Raw genomic sequence first — 23,028 nt, forward strand, 5'->3', positions numbered from 1 at the left:
AGATGGAGGCCGACGGCGTCGCCTCCGGCGAGCCCTCCGTCTCCGTCAGCTGACCCATCGGCCCTTCCCGTGTCCCGGACCCCCGCGGTCCGGGATACGGGCAGGCAGCGGCGGATCACGCGTTCGCGAGGTAAGGTTCGGGGACTTCCCCCGGCCGCCGCGGCCCGTACGGTGAGGTGCCCCACGTGTTGACGACCACGACGACCAAGGTCATGGAACCCGGCGAACTCGACGCCGCCCTCGCGGTGCTCGACCGCGACCCGGTCGCCAACGCCTTCGTCGCCTCCAGGGTCGCCGTCGCCGGGCTCGACCCCTGGCGCCTGGGCGGCGAGATGTGGGGCTGGTACTCCGGGGGCCGCCTCGAGGCCCTCTGCTACGCGGGCGCCAACCTCGTCCCGATCTGCGCCGGTCCCGAGGCCGTGCGCGCCTTCGCCGAGCGGGCGCTGCGTGCGGGACGCCGCTGCTCCTCCATCGTCGGCCCCGCCGACGCCACCGCGGCGCTGTGGTCGCTGCTCGAACCCAGCTGGGGACCGGCCCGCGAGGTCCGCGCCCACCAGCCGCTGATGGTCACCCGCTCGCTGCCCTCGCAGGTCGAGCCCGACCCGTATGTGCGGCGGGTCCGCCGCGACGAGATGGACGTGATCATGCCGGCTTGCGTCGCCATGTTCACCGAGGAGGTCGGCGTCTCCCCGCTGGCCGGCGACGGCGGTCTCATCTACCAGGCCCGCGTCGCCGAACTCGTCGGCTCCGGCCGGGCGTTCGCCCGCATCGAGGACGGCAAGGTCGTCTTCAAGGCGGAGATCGGCGCCGTCACCCGGCACGCCTGCCAGATCCAGGGCGTCTGGGTCGCCCCCGAGCACCGCGGCCGCCGCCTGTCCGAGACCGGAATGGCCGCCGTCCTGCACTACGCGCTGCGCGACGTGGCCCCCGTGGCCAGCCTCTACGTCAACGACTTCAACGCGCCCGCCCGGGCGGCCTACCGCCGCGTCGGCTTCACTGAGGTCGGCGCCTTGATGAGCGTCCTGTTCTAGTAGTGTCGCCGCCCATGGAGGACGTGGCGGTCGAGCCGATCGACCTGGCGGCGCGGGTGGACGAGGCACTGGCCGTCCAGGCGGTCGCCTTCGGCCTGGGGGCCGAGGAGGTCGCCATCCGGCGGCAGATCGTGCTGCGGCACCTGTGCTTGCCCGGCGTCCGCGCGCTCGGCGCGCTCACCCCCGGCGGACGGCTCACCGGCTTCGTGTACGGCATGCCCAACAGCCGCACCCACTGGTGGTCCACGGTCGTCGAGCCCTACCTGCGGCGCGCCGGCACCGACGCGTGGCTCGACGACTCCTTCACCATCACCGAACTGCACGTCCACCCCGACTTCCAGGGCCGCGGCATCGGCCGCGCCCTCATCACCACCATCACCGACAGCGCCGACGAGCCCCGCAGCATCCTGTCCGCGATCGACACCGAGAGCCGGGCCCGGCGGCTCTACCGCGCCCTCGGCTACATCGACCTGGCCCGTCCCGTGCACTTCCCGAGCGCCGCCAGCCCTTACGCCGTCATGGGAGCCCACCTCCCGCTCGTCCGGTAAAAGGCGTTTCCGGCACCGGGCCACGGCTCGCTATCCTCGGCGGAACGGTACGAAACCCCTGGAGAGCCCCATGGTCCTGCGCATGTCCCGGCTGATGCTCAAGACGCTGCGCGACGACCCGGCCGATGCCGAGACCGCGAGCCACAAGCTCCTGGTCCGGGCCGGATATGTCCGCCGCTCTTCGGCGGGAGTGTGGACCTGGCTGCCGCTCGGCAAGCGGGTGCTGGAGAGCGTCGCCCGCGTCGTCCGCGAGGAGATGGACGCCATCGGCGGGCAGGAGGTCCTGCTGCCCGCGCTGCTGCCGAGGGAGAACTACGAGGCCACCGGGCGCGCCGGCGAGTACGGCGACCTGCTCTTCCAGCTCCGCGACCGCAAGGGCGCGCAGTACGTGCTCGGGCCCACGCACGAGGAGATCTTCACCCAGGTCGTGAAGGACCAGTGCACGTCCTACAAGGACCTGCCGGTGATCCTCTACCAGATCCAGACCAAGTACCGCGACGAGGCCCGGCCCCGGTCCGGCGTGCTGCGCGGCCGCGAGTTCCAGATGAAGGACTCCTACTCCTTCGACACCACCGACGAGGGCCTGGCCGAGGCGTACCGGCTGCACCGCGAGGCCTACATCAAGATCTTCACGCGGCTCGGCTTCGACTACCGCATCGTCTCCGCCGTCTCCGGCGCGATGGGCGGTTCGGCCTCCGAGGAGTTCCTCGCCCCGGCCGCGGCCGGCGAGGACACCTTCGTGGACTGCCCGGCCTGCGACTACGCGGCCAACACCGAGGCCGTCACCACCGTGGTGCCCCCGGTCGAGGGCGTGGCGCACCCGCCGCTGGAGGAGGTCGACACCCCTGGCACCCCCACCATCGAGACCCTCGCGGCCCACCTCGGTGTGCCGGCCTCGGCCACCCTGAAGAACCTGCTCGTCAAGGTCGACGGCGAGATCGTCGCCGTCGGCGTCCCCGGCGACCGCGAGGTCGACCTCGGCAAACTCGCCGAGCACCTCGCGCCCGCCGAGGTCGAGCTCGTCACGGCCGAGGACTTCGCCGGCCGCCCCGACCTCGTCCGCGGATACGTCGGCCCGCAGGGCCTCCCCGGCGTCCGCTACCTCGCCGACCCGCGCGTCGCCCTCGGCACGGCCTGGGTCACCGGTGCCAACAAGCCCGACACCCACGCCCGCAACGTCGTCTGCGGCCGCGACTTCGAGGTCGACGAGTACCTCGACGTCGTCACCGTCGAGCCCGGCGACCCCTGCCCGCGCTGCGGCGCGGGCCTCAAGCTGGACCGGGCCATCGAGATCGGACACATCTTCCAGCTGGGCCGCAAGTACGCCGACGCCTTCGAGCTCGACGTCCTCGGCCAGAACGGCAAGCCGGTCCGGGTCACCATGGGCAGCTACGGCATCGGGGTCTCCCGCGCCGTCGCCGCGCTCGCCGAGCAGACCGCCGACGGGCAGGGCCTGTGCTGGCCGCGCGAGGTCGCCCCGGCGGACGTCCACGTCGTGGCGGCGGGCAAGGCCCTGCAGACCGAGCTGGCCCTCGAGATCGCCGAGAAGCTGCACGCCGCCGGAGTCCGGGTCATCGTCGACGACCGCGCGGGTGTCTCGCCCGGTGTCAAGTTCACCGACGCGGAGCTGATCGGGGTGCCGACGATCCTGGTGGTGGGGCGAGGGGCGGCGGACGGGGTCGTCGAGGTCAAGGACCGCCGGAGCGGTGAGCGGGAGGAACTGCCGGTGGGGGAGGCGGTGTCCCGCCTCTCCGCGTAGCGGCTTCGCCGCGCTGCCCGGGCGTCGTTCGTGTGCGGCGCGTTGTGTGGTGGGGGGTTGCGGTTGTCTCCCCGCCCTCCCGCCCCCCAGCCTTCGGCCGGGGGACCCCGCATCCCCCACCCCCCTCCGTATCGCGAGGGACCAACGCCCGGTGGGGGGTGTCCGGGTCCATTCCGGCCTCCCCCAGCGGGATCTGCCCGAGCAGTACGGCCCGTGGGGCCGGGTGGAGGACCTGTTCCGCCGCTGGCAACGCGACGGCACCTGGCAGCGCTCCGCTACCGCGGCACCATCGCCGACAACGCCTGACACCACACCAGAGCAGCCGCCCTCAACCTCCGCCGACTGATCGACCTCGGACTCACCCACACCGACCGCACCTGGGCGCTCACCACGGCCACCACATAGGCCAAGGAGCCCCCGGCCCACCGCCGAACAGCCCCTTCACCAGGATCTTCACGACTCTTCTGGGCCTGTCCGACGGGTCGCGTCACCGCCCCCGCACCCGACAGCGCTGTCACTCGAATGGCCCAACGTGAAGTGCCACCCGCATGGGTGAAGATCAAGCTGAATAGTGTTCCGACAGAGGCAACCCGTGAAAGGGGAACCCATGCGCATTCGACGAAGCCTCGCCGCCGGTATCGCCACGGCAGCCCTCGCCGGACTCAGCCTGACAGGCGCCGCCACCGCCACCGCCGCCACCCACGCCGCCCCCACCGAAGCCGCCCCCACCGTGGGTGAGTGCGAGGATGGCGGCGGAACAGTCGATTGGGCAACCTGGACCTGCAAGGGCGGAAAGTACGACGGGCAGAAGATCGACTGACCCTCGCGAAGCGCGCCCCGCAGCCACGCGTCGCGGGGCGCTCCCACGCGACCGTAGTCGGGAGAGTCGCATGGACTGCGCGGATGGGGGGGCGGACCGACCGCTGCGGGTCGGGTGCGCCGAGAGTCGGTGCGGGTGCGGTCGGCCGAGCTGTTCGAGCAGGGCGGCGTCAAGCCACTGGAGGTGGCACAGCTTCAGCGTGTGAGCGGGAAGTCGGCCTATAGTGGCACCAGTTGTGGCGAGATGGTGGTGTAGGGGTCTGCTCTCTCGTGGCCCGAGCGCGGTGCCGTCTGTCCCGAGGAGGGACCGGCGGCGCATGGCTGGGTGGAGGACCAGGTGTGGACCGCCGGGAGGGAGGCGGCGGCCGGAGAGGTGGTGCAGCGGTGCCGGATGGCCGGACATCGCCCCATCCACCCCCCACCGGCCGTCAGGCGCCTGAGGAGACGGAGGGGTGGGGAGTTGGGGGCGCCCCCGGCCGAAGGCTGGGGGAGGGCCGATGTTCTGGACGGTGCGGCATATGTGTGTGCGGTATCCGGGGCACGATTCGTGCTGCCCGCACGCACATATGCCAGTCCAGGATGTCCAGCCCCGGAGGTCTCGCCCCCGGCCCCCGACGAACCTGCGAGGCGGCCACTGACCGCGCCGGGCGGGCGTGGGAGAAACCGCGACCACGACCACACGCGACCCGCACACGACTACACCCAGGACGCGAACTCCAGCAGCAGCTCACCCTCCTGACGGCCCCCCACGGACAGCGCCCACACGCCCGCCTCCACGGCCCGGAACAGGGACCAGGCGCGGAGGCGGTCCCGGTCGACCTCCAGGGAGTCGGAGAGCTTGGCGACCCTGCGCCGAGCGGCGGACTGCGAACCGGGCGAGGCGACCAGCGTCTCCAGGCGGTCGCGCACGAGCCACGCCAGGTCGTACGCGGGCTCGCCCACGACCGGCTTGGGGTCGATGGCCAGCCAGGGCACCCGGTCCGCGGCGAGCACGTTGCCGTGGTGGTAGTCGCCGTGCAGGAGGACGTCCCCGCCCGAGGCGCTCGCGCACAGGTCGTCGCGGACCGCGAGGGCCTCGTCGATCAGCAGGTGGGCCTCCTCGGGCACGTAACACTGCTCGCGCCGTTCGCGCAGCAGCGCCGCGAGGCGCGCCGTGTGCCGGGTGACCGTCGTGAACGGGTGCCCCTCGCCCGGGGGGACCCAGAGCCGCTGCAGGGTGGCGCTCGCCTCGAGCGTCGCCTTCTGCTCGGGCAGCGAGCGCAGCGACACGTCGCTGTGCAGGCGCTCCAGGAGGAGCGCCCCGGCGTCGGGGTCGGCCCGCAGCAGGCGGACCGCGCCGCGGCCGTCCCAGTGGGCGAGCGCGGCGTGCTCGTGCCGGGTCTCGTCCGTGACGAGGCCGATCTTGAGGGTCGCCGGGGTGTCGTCGGCCTGCCGCACCAGGACGACCATGCTGATCCGGCCGCCGGGGGAGAGCACCCGCTCGGGCCGCAGCTCCCAGCGCGCCAGGAGGTCCGCGACACGCTCGGGGAGGACGTCGAGCCAGGCCCGGCCCGCCTCGCCCTCCCGAGCGGTGACCGTGCGGACGAGCCGCTCGGGCGGTTCCAGGTGCCGGGGCTGTGGTGCCGGGGTCATGTGGGGGTACGTCCCTCCTGGTGCTCGACCGTCTCGGTGGCCGGCCGCGAGCGTTCGGCCAGCCCCGGGAAGGCTACGCTCCCTCCGCGCCAGCGCACCGCGCGGACCGCCGCCTCGCGAAGGGCGTCCGCGGCGTCCCGGCGCAGGTCTGCGGCGGCGGCGCGCACGAGGTCGGCGTAGACCCCGGCGACCCGGTCCTCCAGTTCCGCGGCGAGGCGCACGGCCGTCGTTCCGTCCGGGACCTCGAACGGCAGGGCGTACGCGGGCTCGGCCGCGACGGGTTCGCCGCCGAGGTCGCCGACGGTGCGGCGCAGGGCGTCACGGCGGGCGCGGTGCGCGTCGTACGCCTGCTGGGCCCGCTCGGCCAGTTCGCCGGCGACGCGGGCGCCGACGATGCCGTAGCCGTACACCGCGGCGTGCTCGGCCGCGAGCGCGGCCTGCACGGCCCCCAGCAGCGTGTGCCGTGCCATCAGTGCTCCCCCAGCAGCAGGACGTGCCCGGCGCCGCAGGCGGCCACCGAGGCGAGGAGACGGGCGAGTTCGGCCGGCGCGTCCACGAGCGCGGCGGCCCGCGCGTCGGCGAGCGCACGCTCGGCGACGGCGAGCGCGGACAACGCGTCAGCGGCCCGCGCCGGGACGGACGGCGTGGCCGACGGCGTCGGCGACGGCGAGGCGGAGGGGGACGCGTCGGGCCCGGACGGGTCGAACGCCTCGGCGTGGCGCGCCACTTCGGCCCGCAGCGGACGCAGGCGCCGGGCCAGGTCCGGGTGGGCCGCGGTGGTGGCGTCGTACCGCGCGAGCAGCGCCGCGCTGTCCCGGGCGGCCCGGCGGCGCAGGGCCACGGCCCGGTCGACCGACGGCGAGCCCTTGGCGGAAGTCCCCTCGGGCCGTGCTGCGTCGGAGCATCCGGCGAGCAGCCCGGCCGCCGCCGGCAGGGCGAGGGCGGCGCGGACCGCGCGCCGGCGGGGAATGTTGCTGAGCGGCACAGTGCCCCTTCCCGTGATGACCTCACGTGAGGGTACCGGCGCGGCGCCCCGAGGCCGCGACGGCGCCTCCGCGGCGCCGAATCGTCGATCCGGGGCACGAACCGATAGGCTTTGGCCCGACACACGACCTTCCATCACAACAGCACACGCGGCCGAGGAGTCACCCGGATGAGCACCACCCAGAGCGAGAGGCTGCGCGGGCTGCTGGAGCCGCTCGTCGTCAAGACGGGGCTCGAACTGGAAGAGGTCAAGGTGACCGCCGCCGGCAGCCGGCGGCAGCTCCAGGTGATCGTGGACTCCGAAGAGGGCGCCCCGCTGGACACGCTCGCCGAGCTGAGCCGGGAGATCTCGCAGCTCCTCGACGACACCGACGCCATGGGCGGGTCGCCGTACCTGCTGGAGGTCTCCTCGCCGGGGGTGGACCGCCCGCTCACCGAGCCGCGCCACTTCCGGCGCAACGAGGGCAGGCTGGTCAAGCTGACGACGTCCGGTGGCGAGCAACTGGTCGCACGGATCGTCGCGGTCGACGACGAGGGTCTCGACCTGGAGGTCCCGGGTGTCAAGGGACGCAAGCCCAAACCCGCCCGTGTCGCCTTCGGCGAGATCGCCAAGGCACGGGTGGAGATCGAATTCAGTCGCAAGGACCCGGCTGCTGCCGATACTGACGGCGACGAGAGCACTGAGGAGGCGTAGCCGTGGACATCGACATGAGTGCCCTGCGGGGTCTGGTCCGGGAGAAGGAGATCTCCTTCGACCTGCTGGTCGAGGCGATCGAGTCGGCGCTCCTCATCGCGTACCACCGCGAGCCGGGCAGCCGCCGCAACGCGCGCGTGGAGCTGGACCGCACGAACGGCCACGTCACGGTATGGGCCAAGGAGGACCCGTCGGAGACCCCCGAGGGCGTCGAGCCCCGGGAGTTCGACGACACGCCGAGCGGCTTCGGGCGGATCGCCGCGACCACGGCCAAGCAGGTCATCCTGCAGCGGCTGCGGGACGCGGAGGAGGAGATCACCTTCGGTGAGTACGCCGGCCGCGAGGGCGACATCGTCACCGGTGTGGTCCAGCAGGGCAAGGACCCCAAGAACGTCCTGGTCGACATCGGCAAGCTCGAGGCGATCCTGCCCGTGCAGGAGCAGGTGCCCGGGGAGGACTACAAGCACGGCACGCGGCTGCGCTCGTACGTCGTCCGGGTCGCCAAGGGCGTGCGCGGTCCGTCCGTGACGCTCTCGCGCACCCACCCCAACCTCGTGAAGAAGCTCTTCGCGCTGGAGGTCCCGGAGATCGCCGACGGTTCGGTGGAGGTCGCCGCGATCGCCCGCGAGGCGGGCCACCGCACGAAGATCGCGGTGCGTTCCGGCCGCTCCGGGCTGAACGCCAAGGGCGCCTGCATCGGCCCCATGGGCGCCCGCGTGCGCGCCGTGATGGCCGAGCTGAACGGCGAGAAGATCGACATCGTCGACTGGTCGGACGACCCGGCCGAGATGGTCGCCAACGCCCTGTCACCCGCTCGGGTGAGCAAGGTGGAGATCGTCGACATGGCCGCCCGCTCCGCGCGGGTGACCGTGCCGGACTACCAGCTCTCCCTTGCGATCGGCAAGGAAGGGCAGAACGCCCGCCTGGCCGCACGGCTCACGGGGTGGCGGATCGACATCCGGCCGGACACCGAGCAGGCCGACCAGTAGAACCCGCCGGTGACCGAGGAACAACCGTGCGTCGAATAACCCGGAGGGGTGAGGTCGGCGCGGGGAGGTAGACTAAGGATGTCTGGCCGGACGCACGACCCAGCACGCCCGGAGCGCACCTGCATCGGGTGCAGGGAGCGAGCGGCCAAGCGCGTTCTGCTGCGTGTGGCGGTGGTCGGGGAGGTCTGTGTCCCTGATCTTCGCGGTACGCTGCCCGGTCGGGGTGCCTATGTGCACCCCGACACCGTCTGTCTCGACCTGGCGGTCCGCCGCCGAGCGTTCCCGCGGGCCTTCCGGGCCCGGGGACCGCTGGACACCGCGGACCTCCGCGGGTACGTCGACCAGGCACACCGTGAGTAGGCAGGAAGACCGCTCGGGCGACCGCGCGGTCAGTACCCCGCGAGTTGGAAGTAGGTCGAGATTGCGATGAGCACTCGATGAGCACGCGATGAGTACGCCCATGAAGTAGCGACGGTCCGGCGGACGACCACCCCGGACCTCATGAAGGAGCGAAGTGGCTAAGGTCCGGGTATACGAACTCGCCAAGGAGTTCGGAGTTGAGAGCAAGGTCGTCATGGCCAAGCTCCAAGAACTTGGCGAATTCGTCCGTTCGGCGTCCTCGACGATCGAGGCGCCGGTTGTTCGCAAGTTGACTGACGCACTGCAGGGTTCCGGCGGCGGTTCCGCCGCCAAGCCCTCCGCAGCCAAGCCCGCGGCGCCGCGCAAGGCCGCGCCCGCGAAGCCGGCCATGCCCACTCCGGGCGCGCCGGCCCGTCCCGCTGCCCAGGCCCCGAAGCCGGCCGCGGGACCCGCCCCCACCCCCAGGCCCGCCGGCGGCCCCGCGCCGACCCCCGGCCCGCGCCCCACCCCGGGTCCCAAGCCGGCCCCGGCCAAGCCCGCGCCGGTCACCCCGGTGCCGCAGGCGGAGTTCTCCGCCCCGCCGGCGCCGCCGACCCCGCCGCAGGAGCGTCCGGCCCAGGCCGAGCGCCCCGCCGGCGGTCGTCCCGGTGCCGGCGGCCCGCGTCCGGGCGCCCGTCCCTCCGGTCCCGGCCAGCGCGACGGCGGCCGTGGCCAGGGCGGTCCCGGTGCTCCGCGTCCCGGGGGCCAGGCCCCGCGTCCGGCCGGTCCCCGTCCGGGCAACAACCCCTTCACCTCCGGCTCCACCGGCATGCCGCGCCCGCAGGCGCCCCGTCCCGGTGGCGGTCACGGCGGTGCCCCCGGCCAGCCCGGCCCGCGCCCCGGTGGCGCTCCCGGTGCCGCCGGTCCCCGTCCGGGTGGCGCTCCGCGCCCCGGTGGCGGCGCCGCTTCCGGCGGTCCGCGTCCGACCCCGGGCGGCATGCCCCGTCCGCAGGGCGGCGGCCCCCGTCCCAACCCCGGCATGATGCCGCAGCGTCCCGCTGCCGGCGGTGCCCCGGGTCGTCCGGGCGGTCCCGGTCGCCCCGGTGGCGGCCCCGGCGCGCGTCCCGGCGGCGGTGCCGGTCGTCCCGGTGGCGGCGGCTTCGCCGGCCGTCCCGGTGGCGGTGGCGGCGGTCGTCCCGGTGGCGGCGGCGGCTTCGGCGGCCCGCGTCCGGGTGGTGCCCCCGGCGGTGGCGGCGGCGGCTTCGCCGGTCGTCCCGGTGGCGGTGGCGGCTTCGGCGGCCGTCCCGGTGGTCCGGGTGGCCGCGGCGGCACGCAGGGCGCCTTCGGCCGGGGCCCCGGTGGCCGTCCGGCCCGTGGCCGCAAGTCGAAGCGGGCGAAGCGCCAGGAGTACGAGGCCATGCAGGCCCCGTCCGTGGGCGGCGTGCTGCTGCCCCGCGGCAACGGCGACACCGTGCGCCTCTCCCGTGGCGCCTCGCTGACCGACTTCGCAGAGAAGATCGGCGCCAACCCGGCGTCGCTCGTCCAGGTGATGCTCAACCTCGGCGAGATGGTCACGGCGACCCAGTCCGTCTCCGACGACACGCTGCAGCTGCTCGCCGACGAGATGAACTACACCCTCCAGATCGTCAGCCCGGAGGAGGAGGACCGCGAGCTGCTCGAGTCCTTCGACATCGAGTTCGGCGAGAACGAGGGCGGCGAGGAGGCGCTCGTCGCGCGTCCGCCGGTCGTCACCGTCATGGGTCACGTCGACCACGGCAAGACCCGCCTGCTCGACGCGATCCGCAAGACCAACGTGGTCGCGGGCGAGGCCGGCGGCATCACCCAGCACATCGGCGCCTACCAGGTGGCCACCGAGGTCAACGGCGAGCACCGGGCGATCACCTTCATCGACACCCCCGGTCACGAGGCGTTCACCGCCATGCGTGCCCGCGGTGCCAAGTCCACCGACATCGCGATCCTCGTGGTGGCGGCGAACGACGGCGTCATGCCCCAGACGGTCGAGGCGCTGAACCACGCCAAGGCGGCCGACGTGCCGATCGTGGTCGCGGTCAACAAGATCGACGTCGAGGGCGCGGACCCGACGAAGGTGCGCGGTCAGCTGACCGAGTACGGCCTGGTGGCCGAGGAGTACGGCGGCGACACCATGTTCGTCGACATCTCCGCCAAGCAGGGCCTGAACATCGACAGCCTGCTGGAGGCCGTGGTCCTCACCGCCGACGCCGCCCTCGACCTGCGGGCCAACCCCGAGCAGGACGCGCAGGGCATCGCGATCGAGGCCCACCTCGACCGCGGCCGCGGCGCCGTGGCGACCGTCCTGGTCCAGCGCGGCACCCTGCGGGTCGGCGACACCATGGTCGTCGGCGACGCGTACGGCCGTGTCCGCGCGATGCTCGACGACAACGGCAACACCGTCGACGAGGCCGGCCCCTCGACCCCGGTCCTGGTGCTCGGTCTGACGAACGTGCCGGGTGCCGGCGACAACTTCCTGGTCGTCGACGAGGACCGTACGGCCCGCCAGATCGCCGAGAAGCGCGCCGCCCGGGAGCGCAACGCGGCCTTCGCCAAGTCCCGCCGCCGGGTCAGCCTGGAGGACCTGGACAAGGTGCTCAAGGCCGGCGAGGTCCAGCAGCTCAACCTCATCATCAAGGGCGACGCGTCCGGTTCGGTCGAGGCCCTGGAGTCCTCGCTGCTCCAGCTCGACGTCGGCGAGGACGTGGACCTGCGCATCCTCCACCGGGGTGTCGGTGCGGTCACCGAGACCGACGTCACCCTGGCGGCGGGCTCCGACGCCATCATCATCGGCTTCAACGTGCGGGCCGAGGGCCGCGCCACGTCGCTGGCCGAGCGCGAGGGCGTCGACGTCCGCTACTACTCGGTGATCTACCAGGTCATCGACGAGATCGAGGCGGCGCTCAAGGGCATGCTCAAGCCCGAGTACGAGGAGGTGGAGCTCGGCACCGCCGAGATCCGCGAGGTCTTCCGCTCCTCCAAGCTCGGCAACATCGCCGGTGTGCTCATCCGCTCCGGCGAGGTCAAGCGCAACACCAAGGCGCGCCTGCTGCGCGACGGCAAGGTCGTCGCCGAGAACCTCACCATCGAGGGCCTGCGGCGCTTCAAGGACGACGTCACCGAGATTCGCGAAGGTTTCGAGGGCGGTATCAACCTCGGCAACTACAACGACATCAAGATCGACGACGTCATCGCGACCTACGAGATGCGCGAGAAGCCTCGCGCCTGATCGAGGCACACATGACCGGGGCCGGTTGGCGGAGGGTAAATTCCGTCGATCGGCCCCGGCCGTTGCCTTTACTGTGGTGATTGCTGTTCGCGGTGTCCGCACCGTTCACTACGAGGCCCCACAGGTCGGCTTGACCTGATGCCCATGTATGTAGGGACGCTGTCCTTCGACCTGCTTCTCGGCGACGTCCGCTCGCTGAAGGAGAAGCGGTCCGTCATCCGGCCGATCGTGGCCGAACTCCACCGCAAGTTCGCGGTGAGCGTCGCCGAGGTCGACCACCACGACCTCTACCGCAGGGCCGAGATCGGCGTCGCGGTCGTGTCCGGGGACCTCGGGCACATCAAGGACGTCCTCGGACGCTGCGAGCGCTGGATGGCCGCCCGCCCCGAGGTGGACCTGCTGTCCTCGCGGCATCGGGTGCACGGGGACGACGACTGACACTCACGTACCGAAGCGTGAAGAGAAGAGAGAAGAGCACGCATGACCGACACCGCGCGGGCGCGCAAGCTGGCGGACCGCATCCGGGTCGTGGTCGCGGAGACCCTCCAGAGGCGGATCAAGGACCCGCGACTGGGCTATGTGACGATCACGGACACCCGGGTCACCGGTGACCTGCGGGAGGCGACCGTCTTCTACACGGTCTTCGGGGACGACGAGGAGCGGGCCGCCTCGGCGGCGGCACTGGAGAGCGCCAAGGGCGTCCTCCGCTCGGAGGTCGGACGGCAGACCGGCGTGCGCTTCACGCCGACCCTGACGTTCGTCGCCGACGCGATCCCGGAGAACGCACGCACGATCGAGGACCTGCTCGCCAAGGCCCGCCTGGCCGACGCGGAGGTCCGCAGGACCGCCACGGACGCCTCCTACGCCGGCGACGCCGACCCCTACCGCAAGCCGGCGGAGGACGAGGACGACGAGGGCGACGACGAGGCGGAGGACGGCTCCCGATGAAGGACGGGCTTGTCATCGTCGACAAGCCGGGCGGGATGACCTCGCACGACGTCGTGTCCCGGCTGCGCAGGCTGGCCGGGACGCGGCGCGTGGGGCACGCGGGCACGCTCGACCCCATGGCCACCGGCGTCCTCGTCATCGGGGTCGAGAAGGCCACCCGGCTGCTCGGGCACCTCGCGCTGACCCGCAAGGAGTACGAGGCGACCATCCGGCTCGGCCGCAGCACGGTCACGGACGACGCGGAGGGCGAGGTCACGGCCGTGGTCCCAGCGGACGGCGTCACCCGTGAGGCCGTCGAGGCCGGCATCGTGCCGCTGACCGGCGACATCCTGCAGGTGCCGTCCAAGGTCAGCGCGATCAAGGTGAACGGCGTGCGCTCGTACGCCCGGGTGCGCGGCGGCGAGGACTTCGAGCTGGCGGCACGGCCGGTGACGGTGTCGTCGTTCGTCGTGCGGGACGTCCGGCACGTGGGGCTCGAGGACGGCGATGTCGTCGACGTCGACGTCACGGTCGAGTGCTCCTCCGGCACGTACATCCGGGCCCTCGCCCGTGACCTGGGCGCCGGGCTCGGCGTCGGCGGCCACCTCACCGCGCTGCGGCGCACCCGCGTCGGGCCCTACGGGGCCGGTCTCGCCCGCACGCTGGAGCAGCTCGCGGAGGCGTTCGAGGTGCTGCCGATCGGGGAGGCCGCGGCGGCGGCGTTCCCCCGGTGGGACGTGGACGCCCGGCAGGCGAAGCTGCTCGGCAACGGGGTGCGGCTGGACGCGCCGCCGTCCCTGGGGGCGGTGCCCACGGCGGTGTTCGGGCCGGAGCAGGAGTTCTTGGCGCTGGTCGAAGCGCGGGAGGGGCAGGCCCGGATTCTGGCCAACCTGCGCTGAGTCCGGCCGGGTGCGCGTGGTGCGCTGCGCGCACGGTGTGTGGGTGATGGGCCGGGGCGGGGCCTGAGGGTGGGCGTTCCGGACCGCATATCGATGTGCGTGGCGGGCGGTGTCCCTCGTGCCGTCAGCTGCGCAACACATACACGTCAGCGTCCAGAACGCCCACCACCCTTCCCCGGCCTTCGGCCGGGGGTGCCCCCACCTCCCACCTCCCCCCACCCCCTCCGTCTCGTCCGCGACCAGCCCCGCGGGCCCCGCCCCCGGCACCCGACGAACCTGCGAGGCGGCCACTGACCGCGTCGGGCACAGGGAAGGCGGGCGGGCAGAGCACGGTCCCGCACCGGGCCGCGACCCCACCGTAGCGGCGCGGGCCCTCCCCCCTGGCGGCCCGCGCCGCACGATCCCCCCTCCGCTCCCTATCCACATCGCGAGATCGATTCACTCCAACGGGCAGGCGCTCGGAGTGAAGAGAGGGAGCGCTGGGGGGCGCTTTCCACGGGGACCCGTCCTGCCGATCATCGGACCGCCTACGGTCGAACGGGGCACTGCGGCGGGGGAGGCGTGCGATGGCGGGAGACCGTGGCGGGGGAGGAGCGTGGGCGCGCGGCCGTGACGTGCGCACCCGCGTCGGCCTCCGGCGTGCCGGCCCGTTGTCACGGCGTGCCGTGCAACCGCCTCTGGCGCCCCTGGGCGCCGCCCAAGAGGCATGGAAGGCCCCCTCCCCGGGGGTGCCGCGCCGGTGGGGGGCCCGGCATGGCAGGCTTGGACCTGCACATCGAAGAACCATCGGCGGTCGAGGAGCGGTCACTGTGCAGCGCTGGCGAGGCTTGGAGGACGTCCCCGGGGACTGGGGACGCAGCGTCGTCACCATCGGCTCGTACGACGGCGTCCACCGCGGGCACCAGTTGATCATCGGCAGGGCCGTCGAGCGGGCCCGCGAGCTGGGCGTCGCCTCCGTCGTGGTCACCTTCGACCCGCACCCCAGCGAGGTCGTCCGCCCGGGCAGCCATCCACCGCTGCTGGCGGCCCACCACCGCCGTGCCGAGCTCATGGCGGAGCTGGGTGTGGACGCCCTGCTGATCCTCCCGTTCACGACGGAGTTCTCCCAGCTCTCCCCGGGCGACTTCATCCGCACCGTGCTGGTCGACGCCCTCCAGGCGCGGGTCGTCGTCGAGGGGCCGAACTTCCGCTTCGGGCACAAGGCCGCCGGTGACGTCGAGTTCCTGGCCGCGATGGGGCTGAAGTACGACTACGAGGTGGACGTCGTCGACCTCTATCTGACGGGCGAGGCGGGCGGCGGCCAGCCGTTCTCGTCCACGATGACCCGCCGCCTGATCGCCGGGGGCGACGTGGAGGGCGCCGCCGAGATCCTCGGCCGTCCGCACCGCGTCGAGGGCGTGGTCGTCCGCGGTGCGCAGCGCGGCCGCGACCTCGGCTACCCGACGGCGAACGTCGAGACCCTGCCGCACACCGCGATCCCCGCCGACGGGGTCTACGCCGGCTGGCTGCACGCGGGGGGCGATGCCATGCCCGCCGCGATCTCCGTGGGCACCAACCCCACCTTCGACGGGACCTCCCGCACCGTCGAGGCGTACGCCATCGACCGCGTCGGGCTGGACCTGTACGGGCTGCACGTGGCCGTCGACTTCCTCGCCTACCTGCGCGGCATGGAGAAGTTCGACACGATCGACGCCCTTCTCGAGCGGATGGCGGACGACGTCAAGCGTGCCCGGGAACTGGTCGACGCCCACGGCGCCACCGAGTGAGCCCGCGGCCGGAGCGCCGCTGACCGACGAAAGGGCCTGTCCCGCCTCGATGGCGGGACAGGCCCTTTTCCTCACTGCTGCCGGGTCCAGCCGGGCGGGACCGGCCCCGGGGGCTGCTGCCCTGGCTGTGCCTCCTGCGGCGACGGGGGCGGCTGCTGCTGGGTCCAGCCCTGGGGCATACCGCCCTGTGCGGGCGGTGGCGGCGCCGGCTGCGCGTGCGGCTGCTGCGGGTGGCCGTACCCCTGCTGCGGGGGCGCGGGCTGCTGCGGCGGGTACGGCTGCTGCGCCTGCTGGGGCGGGTAGACGCCCTGGGCCTGCTGGGCGCGGACGAAGTCCTCGGCCACCAGCGAGGCCAGGTGGAAGTACGCCTCCCGGGTCTTCGGCCGCATCATGTCCAGGTCGACCTCGGCGCCCGCGGCGAGGTGTTCGTCGAAGGGCACCACGACGACGCCGCGGCAGCGGGTCTCGAAGTGCGCGACGATGTCGTCGACCTTGATCATCTTTCCGGTCTCGCGGACCCCCGAGATCACGGTGAGGCTGCGCTGCACGAGGTCGGCGTAGCCGTGCGCGCCGAGCCAGTCGAGGGTCGTGCTGGCGCTGCTGGCACCGTCCACCGACGGGGTGGAGACGATGATCAGCTGGTCGGCAAGGTCGAGCACGCCGCGCATGGCGCTGTAGAGCAGTCCGGTGCCCGAGTCCGTGAGGATGATCGGGTACTGCTGGCCCAGCAGGGCCACCGCGCGGCGGTAGTCCTGGTCGTTGAAGGTGGTGGAGACCGCCGGGTCCACGTCGTTGGCGATGATCTCCAGACCGGAGGGCGCCTGCGAGGTGAAGCGGCGGATGTCCATGTAGCTGTTGAGCTGCGGCAGCGCCTGGACCAGGTCGCGGATCGTCGCGCCGGTCTCCCGGCGCACACGGCGGCCGAGGGTGCCGGCGTCCGGGTTGGCGTCGATGGCGAGGATCTTGTCCTGGCGCTCGGACGCGAGCGTGGCGCCCAGGGCGGTGGTGGTCGTCGTCTTGCCTACGCCGCCCTTGAGGCTGATCACCGCGATCCGGTAGCAGGACAGCACCGGGGTGCGGATGAGGTCCAGCCTGCGCTGGCGCTCCTGCTCCTCCTTCTTGGCGCCGATCTTGAAGCGCGAGGGCTGGTTGTTGTTCTTGCGGGCCTTCGGCTGCTGGCGCAGCAGACGGTCCGACGACAGCTCCACGGCCGCGTTGTAACCGAGCGGGGCGCCGTGCGTCACACGCTGCTGCTGCTGCTCCTGACCCGGACCGGGGCCGCCCCAGCCGGCCGCGGTGCGTGGGTCCACGGGCGGGGTGGGCGGTTGCTGCTGCTGCTGGGGAGGGACCGGCGGCTGGGGCTGGACGGAGGGGCCGGGCCCGGGCTGCGGGTGGCCGTAGTGCGGCGGCGGAGGGGTGGCGCCGTCGGCGTAGGGCGGCATCGGCTGCTGCCCCTGCTGCGGGAACGGACCGGGGGCCGGCGCGGGTGCCGGGGGCTGCTGCGGGAACGGACCGGGGGCCGGCGCGGGTGCCGGGGGCTGCTGCGCGTACGGCGGCAGGGGCGGCTGGGGCCCCGACTGGGGCTGCTGCGCGTACGGCGGCAGGGGCGGCTGGGGCTGCTGCGGTGCGTCAGGGCCCGGCTCGGGCTGCGGGTAGCCGTACCCCTGCTGCGGGTAGGGAGGTTGGGGCTGCGCCTGGGGCGGCTGCTGCGCGTGGGCGTCGTTCCAGGCCGCGCCCTGGTGCGGCGGCTGCGGGTAGCCGTAGCCGTGCGGCGGCGGCGCCGGATGGGGGTAGCCGTAGCCGTAGGGCTGCTGCGGTGCGGGCCCGCCCCACGGCCCGCCCTGGTGCGGGTGCGGGTAGCCGTACCCCTGCTGCGGCGGCTGCGGGTGGCCGTACCCCTGCTGCGGCGTCTCCGGCGGGGTGGCCGGCTGGTACTCCGGCGGCAGCGGCGGCACGTGGGACTGCGGTGCCGGTGCCGGCGCGGGAGGCTGCGGGACGGCGGGTGGCTGCTGCTGGGCCTGCGGCTCAGGCTGCTGCTCGGGTGCCGTCGGGGCCGTGGCCTCGGGCGTCCCGGGCGCCCCCGGGGCCTGGGGCGTCACCTCGGCGGCGACGGGTGCGGGCTCCTGTGCCGGCGCTTCCGAAGAGCGCGGTCCGTCGGGCGGGGTGCTTCCGGATTCGGCGGCGGCCGCATCGCGAGCGGCGTCGCGGGACACCGGAGCGGGCTGCGGCTGCGGCTGCGAGGGTGTGGGGGCGGGCGGTTGTTCCGGCTGCGGCTGGGAGAGTTGCGGCTCCTGCGGCGCCGCACCGGCAGCGGCCGTCGGCACGGGCGCCTCCGGCGGATTCGCCGGGGGACCGACGGGCGGCGGCGGACTCACCTCGGTGCCGGGAGCCGGGGGAGGAGGCGTGGGCGTGCCTCCGCCCGCCTGCTGCGTGTACCAGGACGGCGGCGCGTAGTCGATCTGGAACTCGCCCGTGAGGTCCGCGTCGGACTGCTCTCCGTCCGGGGCGGCTCCGCCCGTGCGGATGTCGTCCTGATCGCTGCTCACTGTGCCTCCTGGTCAACTGATGTGCACGCCCCGCCCATCGGAGCGGACGCGTTTCCCCCGGCTCGAAGTTCCCGCGGCACAGCCGCCGCGGTTCACCGGAAGAGCCTAGTCACCCGGCCCGCGGATAGGGCAAGCGTCGTCGGCATCAGGACGGGCACGCCGTCGTGATGCCCCCTTTGTCCTCCAACGGGAGTCCGGCGTCCGCGAGTCGGGCGACCGACGCGGATTCCCGAACCCCCGTGCCTCCTGGCCCTTGCCCCGTGCCGCCACGCGGTAACCGCCGCGGCACGAGAGCGCCGCGGAGCGCGTCCCTCCGTGGGCCGGTCGCGGATCAGTCCACGCGCCGGGCCGGGCCGAGAAGGCCGGTCTCCGCGTCGGTGGGCTGCGTCATCACGAACTGCCGGTGCCTGCGCGTGCACCACATCGTCACGTTGTCGCCGAGCGTCGGCAGCGCCGCCACATCGGCCTCCGCCAGCCCCATGACCCGGCCGATGACCTCGGCCTCCTCGGGCGAGACCCGCTGCAGCCCGACCACGTCCGCGCCGGCGAGCAACCGGGGCGCCGTCGGCCCGAGGTACGGCAGCAGGGTCACGACGGACTGCCAGGACTGCGCCGCCACCCGGCTGCGCGGCGGACGGGCCCCGCAGTCCCGGACGATGACGACGGGGCTGTGCACCGAGGGGCCCTGAGGGGCGATCCGGCCCACCTCGTGCACGGTCACGCACTGCTGGCCGCCGCCCGCCGCCTGCGCCATCGGCGCCCACGACTGCGGGCGGGCGGTCTCCACCGCGACCCGGGCGCCGGTCGCCGCGGCCCGCAGCGACAGCACCTGCGCCAGCCACATGCTGCCGACCAGCACCACGTCGAGCCGGACCGGACGGCTCAGCGCCAGCACCGCGGGCTGGTTCGCGGCGTCGATCCCGATGACCACCCCGTCGTCACCGATCGGCAGGGACAGCCCGGACAACTGCCCGGGCGCCACGGTGTGCCGGTCGCGACGCGGCCCGAGCAGCCCGAACGCGGCCCGCAGCGTGCGCCGTCCGGCACCGGCGAGCGAGGAGCCGCGCGGGTCGGAGCCCTGCGGCAGATGCGACGCGTGCGGGCCGGCGCCGGGGAAGCCGGAGCCCGCACCCGGGCGCTGACCGCCGAAGGCGGGAACGGTCGGAGCCGGCATCAGCGGGTACCTCCCAGGGGCAGCGTGGCGAGGGTGCCGGGCACCTGTTCGCGGTCCAGCCGCACCAGGCCCAGCCGGGACGAGGTCGCGAGAAGCTCCAACTGGCGCCGCGCCTCGACAAGTTCGTTCTCACTGCGGCCGGTCAGCCGTACGTACCCGGACAGCAGCGCGGCACGGCTTCCCCCCGGCGCGAGGACCAGCGAGAAGGTGCTGGCCAGTGCGGGCGAGGAGGTCAGCAGGCCGACCAGATCGGGCAGTGCGGTGCCGCCGGAGCCCAACTGCGGCCAGCGGCTGATCCAGTACGTGGTGTGCCAGCGGTCGTCGCAGCGCCATGTGCGGGGGCTCTCCGAGGTGCGGCGCGCCTGCCGGCTGCCGTCGAGGGCCGAGCCGCCCGTCGTGGCGAGGGGGTTCACGCAACTCGACGTCGCCACGGCGGCGACGATCTCGGGCTCGGTCAGCACCCGGGCCTCGAGACCGGTGCCCGCCAACCGGCTCACCAGGTGGTCGGCGGCCCGCAGCAGGGCGCGCCGCGCCCCGGCCATGCCGCCGCCCCGCGCCTGCACCGCCTCCGGGCACAGCTCGGGATCGAGCTTGATCGCGACCCAGGTCAGGCGCAGTCCCGGCGTCCGGCTCTGCGCCTGCAGCGGCGCGTAGGAGCGCGCGGCCACCGCCTGCTGGGGCAGGTGCGGGGCCGGGGCGGGCTGGGTGTGCTGGACGACCTGCACCGACGCCAGCCGGATGTCGTCGACGGTCAGCAGGCCGTGCAGCAGGTCCAGGGGCAGCGAGCGAAGTCCGCGAGCCGGGCGCAGTGGCTCGTCGACCGCCTGCACCTGGATGACGGCGGTCAGGAAGGTGCCGTCGCCGACCATGCCGATCTCGCGCTGCCCGCGCTCGTCGGTGTAGCCGTAGGTGCGCAGTGCCGGATCGCACTCCACGGCCGGGACGAAACCGGGGTCGGTGCCCTGCGGGACGACGACGGCGTTGCGCCGCTGACGGGCCTTCAGCGCACGGGCGGCGGCCATCCACTCCGCCATCGGGCGGCCGCGCCGCCTCAGCAGGCCGAACAGCAGCAGCGGCAGCGCGACGGCCGTGGCCACGACGGGACCGGCCACCGGATGGATCAGCCAGCCGCCCAGCAGCAGTGCGAGTGCCAGTTCGACCAGCACGAGTTGCTGCACCCGCACGGGGCCCATGCTCCCCGGTCTGCGGGTCATCGCCGGCGACACGGCCCCGGGCCTCGCCGCGGGGATCGCCCCGCCTCTGCCGTCCGCGGGCGGTCCGGCGTACTGCTGCGGTGGCTCGTCGCCCGGACTGCGCCGGGACCTGGTCGCGGTGGTCATCCCCCGTACAACCCTTCTGCTCCTGCCGGTGCCTTGCCGTATGGCCGGCGTCCCGCGCCGTCCGGCGCGCGTTCGCGTCCACCGGCCGGCCGGCCGGAGAGGACGCCGCGGTTACCGCTGGCGGGCCGATCGCGCTACCCCGTACCGTACGGTGCGATCGTCACACGGCATAGTAGGGGTCCCCTTCGCCGCAGCCGTCACTTCGGCGGGCCGACCGGGCCGGGGACGCCACAACCACGCAGCAAAAACGGGGAGTTGACGCGGAAATGGCGACACGTAGGGATGAGCTGAACGCCTACTCCTTCGCGCGCAGGCGCACGGTGGCCGCCTTCCTCCAGCCCTCCCCGCACGGTTCGGAGGAAGCCGCCCCTCGACCGCTGAAGACCGTCGCTCCGAGCCTCGTCGTGGGCCTGCTCGTCGTGGTCGGCTTCGGATTCTGGGGCATATTGAAGCCCACCGCGCCCAAGGGCTGGGACACCCCCGCTCAGAAGGTCATCGTGGGGGACGAATCCACCACCCGCTACGTCGTGCTGAAGACCAACGGCGAGCCCCAGCTGCATCCCGTGCTCAACCTCGCCTCCGCCCGACTGCTGCTCGACCCGGAGAAGTTCGAGGTCATCAAGGTCAAGGAGTCGGCGCTCGACAACAGCGGCATGACGCTCGGCAGCACCATCGGCATCCCCTACGCCCCCGACCGGCTGCCCTCCCAGGCCGACGCGGGAAAGCCCAAGATCTGGGCGCTGTGCGAGACCCCGGGCGGCGGCACGGACCGTACCGCACGGCGGGCGGTTCTTGTCATCAACCAGGACAAGCCCAGGGAGGCGGCTCTCGTCGGGGGGCGCAACCGGCTCCGGGACGACGAGGCCATGTACATCCAGGTGCCCGGCCGCGCCGAGTACCTGGTGACGGACCGCGGCTTCACCTTCCGGCTCGGCGGTCCCGACGGGAAGCAGAGTCCGGAGCTGGTCAACACTCTCCGCCAGGTCATCTTCGGCGCCTCCGCCCAGCCGCAGAGGGTGGACGCCGACTTCCTGGCGACTCTCAACAACGCGCCGGGCGCGGCCATCGACTTCCCGAAGGTCGACGGTATCGGCGGGCCGTCCACCGCTTCGGGACTCGGTCGCGAGCACGCGAAGGTGGGCCTGGTGCTGAAGGCCAACGACGACCAGTACGTGGTACAGCCGGACCGTGTCGTCCGCGTCACCGACTTCATGGCGAAGCTGCTGCTGAACAGTCCTCAGGCGAAGTCGCTGTACAGCGGATCGCCGGAGGCGGTCTCCGTCAACGTGAGCGAGGTGACCTCGGCACGCGCGGGCGAGACCTTCAAAGACGAGCTCGGCTGGCCGGAGAAGGAGGTCACGCAGGCGAACACGCAGGACGACAACGACGGCCGAAGGGTCGCGTGCAGCGTGTACAGCGGCGTCGACGACAAGCTGACCAAGCGGCCGGCGATGACCATGTGGGCCGGGAAGAAGTTCCCCCGGGATGTGGCGCAGAGCGGTACGAACACCTACGTCTCGCCCGGTAGCGGCCTCTTCTACAAGGCGTACGACGGCACCGACAAGCGCATCGGCTCCATCTTCCTGGTCACCGACACGGGACTGCGCTACTCGGTGCCGACGACCGGTGACAGCGACAGCGGAGGCGCGGCCAAGCAGGACGACGCGGTCGGCGTCGTGCAGACCAAGCTGGGCTACGCGAAGAACTCCCCGGTGCCGGTGCCGCGGATCTGGTCCGACCTCCTCTCGAGCGGACCGACGCTCGACGTCGACGGGGCAAAGCAGGCGCAGGGGTCCTGAACTGGCATGTCCCGACCCGCTCCCGATATTGATTGAGCGCAAAACAAAGCGATGGCCTAAGCTGCAACTCCCGTGCGTCCGTGAGGGTTTGGTGACGACGGTCAGGATTCTGATACGGATCCGGCTAACTGTTCGCCTTGTCGCTGCTATTGGCTAGAGTTGAAGTCCGACGGCATCTTCGCGTGTTCGTCGAATCCGATCTTCTACGTCTCATGGGGGACGCCAGACATGGCTGGACAGCAGTTCACCATGACCGAGGCGGAGATGGTTGCTTTCAGCAACCGCATCTCCACGGTCAACTCCTCGATCCAGGGCGAGATCCGTCGGCTCCAGACCGTGATCGACACGATCACCTCGGGGTGGAAGGGCTCCGCCGCCACGGCGTACAACAACCTGCAGACGCAGGTCAACCAGGATGCCAACAAGATCAACCAGATCCTGGGTGACATCAAGGAAGCCATCGACGCGAGCACCAGGAACTACTCCGCCTCCGAGGAGGAGCAGCGCTCCGCCATCCAGAGCA

Annotated in this window: 21 protein-coding genes and 1 pseudogene; 16 read left to right on the forward strand and 6 right to left on the reverse strand. The window is 73.0% G+C overall.

Annotation, left to right across the window (positions count from 1 at the left end; translation table 11 throughout):
* Window positions 1-185: 185 nt before the first annotated feature.
* The 6 genes and pseudogenes from AC3ET4_RS26930 to AC3ET4_RS26955 all read left to right on the forward strand — a co-directional run.
* A complete protein-coding gene (locus AC3ET4_RS26930) occupies window positions 186-1,031 on the forward strand; it encodes a GNAT family N-acetyltransferase (protein WP_431953819.1) in 846 nt (281 codons plus the stop codon).
* Between the two features lie 14 nt (window positions 1,032-1,045).
* Entirely contained in the window at window positions 1,046-1,579 is a 534-nt protein-coding gene (locus tag AC3ET4_RS26935; RefSeq protein ID WP_431953821.1) for a GNAT family N-acetyltransferase, read from the forward strand.
* A gap of 70 nt (window positions 1,580-1,649) precedes the next feature.
* On the forward strand, window positions 1,650-3,338 hold the full coding sequence (locus AC3ET4_RS26940) for a proline--tRNA ligase (protein ID WP_431953823.1): 1,689 nt from the start codon (window positions 1,650-1,652) through the stop codon (window positions 3,336-3,338).
* Window positions 3,339-3,489: 151 nt separating this feature from the next.
* Window positions 3,490-3,684: a transposase gene (locus tag AC3ET4_RS26945; protein WP_431953825.1), complete on the forward strand. Its 195-nt coding sequence runs from the start codon at window positions 3,490-3,492 to the stop codon at window positions 3,682-3,684.
* A gap of 261 nt (window positions 3,685-3,945) precedes the next feature.
* On the forward strand, window positions 3,946-4,158 hold the full coding sequence (locus AC3ET4_RS26950) for a hypothetical protein (RefSeq protein WP_431953827.1): 213 nt from the start codon (window positions 3,946-3,948) through the stop codon (window positions 4,156-4,158).
* A 75-nt stretch (window positions 4,159-4,233) separates the two neighbouring features.
* Window positions 4,234-4,518, forward strand: a pseudogene (locus tag AC3ET4_RS26955) (helix-turn-helix domain-containing protein); the annotation flags it as partial.
* A gap of 335 nt (window positions 4,519-4,853) precedes the next feature.
* Here AC3ET4_RS26955 and AC3ET4_RS26960 read toward each other — a convergent pair.
* The 3 genes from AC3ET4_RS26960 to AC3ET4_RS26970 are packed head-to-tail and all read right to left on the reverse strand — an operon-like array spanning window position 4,854 to window position 6,774.
* Window positions 4,854-5,789: an aminoglycoside phosphotransferase family protein gene (locus AC3ET4_RS26960; RefSeq protein ID WP_431953829.1), complete on the reverse strand. Its 936-nt coding sequence runs from the start codon at window positions 5,787-5,789 to the stop codon at window positions 4,854-4,856.
* Window positions 5,786-6,259: a ferritin-like domain-containing protein gene (locus AC3ET4_RS26965; RefSeq protein WP_431953831.1), complete on the reverse strand. Its 474-nt coding sequence runs from the start codon at window positions 6,257-6,259 to the stop codon at window positions 5,786-5,788. The genes AC3ET4_RS26960 and AC3ET4_RS26965 overlap by 4 nt, the downstream gene beginning before the upstream one ends.
* Window positions 6,259-6,774 carry a hypothetical protein gene (locus tag AC3ET4_RS26970; protein ID WP_431953833.1) on the reverse strand — a complete coding sequence of 172 codons (516 nt, stop codon included), beginning with the start codon at window positions 6,772-6,774 and terminating at the stop codon, window positions 6,259-6,261. The genes AC3ET4_RS26965 and AC3ET4_RS26970 overlap by 1 nt, the downstream gene beginning before the upstream one ends.
* A gap of 168 nt (window positions 6,775-6,942) precedes the next feature.
* Here AC3ET4_RS26970 and rimP point away from each other — a divergent pair, with 168 nt between their 5' ends.
* The 8 genes from rimP to AC3ET4_RS27010 all read left to right on the forward strand — a co-directional run bounded on the left by rimP (window position 6,943) and on the right by AC3ET4_RS27010 (window position 15,646).
* Complete coding sequence (rimP, locus tag AC3ET4_RS26975) at window positions 6,943-7,467, forward strand: ribosome maturation factor RimP (protein ID WP_431953835.1); 525 nt, start codon at window positions 6,943-6,945, stop codon at window positions 7,465-7,467.
* A gap of 2 nt (window positions 7,468-7,469) precedes the next feature.
* A complete protein-coding gene (gene nusA, locus AC3ET4_RS26980) occupies window positions 7,470-8,456 on the forward strand; it encodes a transcription termination factor NusA (protein WP_431953837.1) in 987 nt (328 codons plus the stop codon).
* Between the two features lie 78 nt (window positions 8,457-8,534).
* Complete coding sequence (locus tag AC3ET4_RS26985) at window positions 8,535-8,816, forward strand: YlxR family protein (protein ID WP_431953839.1); 282 nt, start codon at window positions 8,535-8,537, stop codon at window positions 8,814-8,816.
* Window positions 8,817-8,970: 154 nt separating this feature from the next.
* The gene (gene infB, locus AC3ET4_RS26990; protein ID WP_431953841.1) at window positions 8,971-12,054 is read left to right on the forward strand and encodes a translation initiation factor IF-2; all 3,084 of its coding nucleotides are present in this window, start codon (window positions 8,971-8,973) and stop codon (window positions 12,052-12,054) included.
* A gap of 144 nt (window positions 12,055-12,198) precedes the next feature.
* Complete coding sequence (locus AC3ET4_RS26995; RefSeq protein WP_431953859.1) at window positions 12,199-12,492, forward strand: DUF503 domain-containing protein; 294 nt, start codon at window positions 12,199-12,201, stop codon at window positions 12,490-12,492.
* Window positions 12,493-12,534: 42 nt separating this feature from the next.
* Window positions 12,535-13,002, forward strand: a complete 468-nt coding sequence (rbfA, locus tag AC3ET4_RS27000) for a 30S ribosome-binding factor RbfA (RefSeq protein ID WP_431953843.1) — start codon at window positions 12,535-12,537, stop codon at window positions 13,000-13,002.
* Entirely contained in the window at window positions 12,999-13,880 is an 882-nt protein-coding gene (gene truB, locus AC3ET4_RS27005) for a tRNA pseudouridine(55) synthase TruB (protein ID WP_431953845.1), read from the forward strand. Before rbfA ends, truB begins: the two co-directional genes overlap by 4 nt.
* A gap of 809 nt (window positions 13,881-14,689) precedes the next feature.
* Window positions 14,690-15,646, forward strand: coding sequence for a bifunctional riboflavin kinase/FAD synthetase (locus AC3ET4_RS27010; protein WP_431953847.1), 957 nt, complete (start codon window positions 14,690-14,692; stop codon window positions 15,644-15,646).
* 71 nt (window positions 15,647-15,717) lie between these two features.
* On the opposite strand, the gene AC3ET4_RS27015 is transcribed toward AC3ET4_RS27010, so the two are convergent.
* The 3 genes from AC3ET4_RS27015 to eccE form a co-directional block, all read right to left on the reverse strand.
* Window positions 15,718-18,192: an SCO5717 family growth-regulating ATPase gene (locus tag AC3ET4_RS27015; protein WP_431953849.1), complete on the reverse strand. Its 2,475-nt coding sequence runs from the start codon at window positions 18,190-18,192 to the stop codon at window positions 15,718-15,720.
* A gap of 331 nt (window positions 18,193-18,523) precedes the next feature.
* Window positions 18,524-19,366 carry a hypothetical protein gene (locus AC3ET4_RS27020; RefSeq protein WP_431953851.1) on the reverse strand — a complete coding sequence of 281 codons (843 nt, stop codon included), beginning with the start codon at window positions 19,364-19,366 and terminating at the stop codon, window positions 18,524-18,526.
* Window positions 19,366-20,706 (reverse strand): type VII secretion protein EccE, encoded by a 1,341-nt coding sequence (gene eccE / locus AC3ET4_RS27025; RefSeq protein WP_431953853.1) that lies wholly within the window; start codon window positions 20,704-20,706, stop codon window positions 19,366-19,368. The genes AC3ET4_RS27020 and eccE overlap by 1 nt, the downstream gene beginning before the upstream one ends.
* 266 nt (window positions 20,707-20,972) lie before the next feature.
* On the opposite strand from eccE, the gene eccB reads away from it, so the two are divergent.
* Together eccB and AC3ET4_RS27035 are read left to right on the forward strand one after the other, a co-directional pair.
* Entirely contained in the window at window positions 20,973-22,505 is a 1,533-nt protein-coding gene (gene eccB, locus AC3ET4_RS27030) for a type VII secretion protein EccB (RefSeq protein WP_431953855.1), read from the forward strand.
* 228 nt (window positions 22,506-22,733) lie between these two features.
* Window positions 22,734-23,028: WXG100 family type VII secretion target (locus tag AC3ET4_RS27035; protein WP_431953857.1), on the forward strand; the 295-nt coding region annotated here is incomplete at its 3' end.

The sequence above is a fragment of the Actinacidiphila sp. bgisy167 genome (assembly GCF_057707665.1).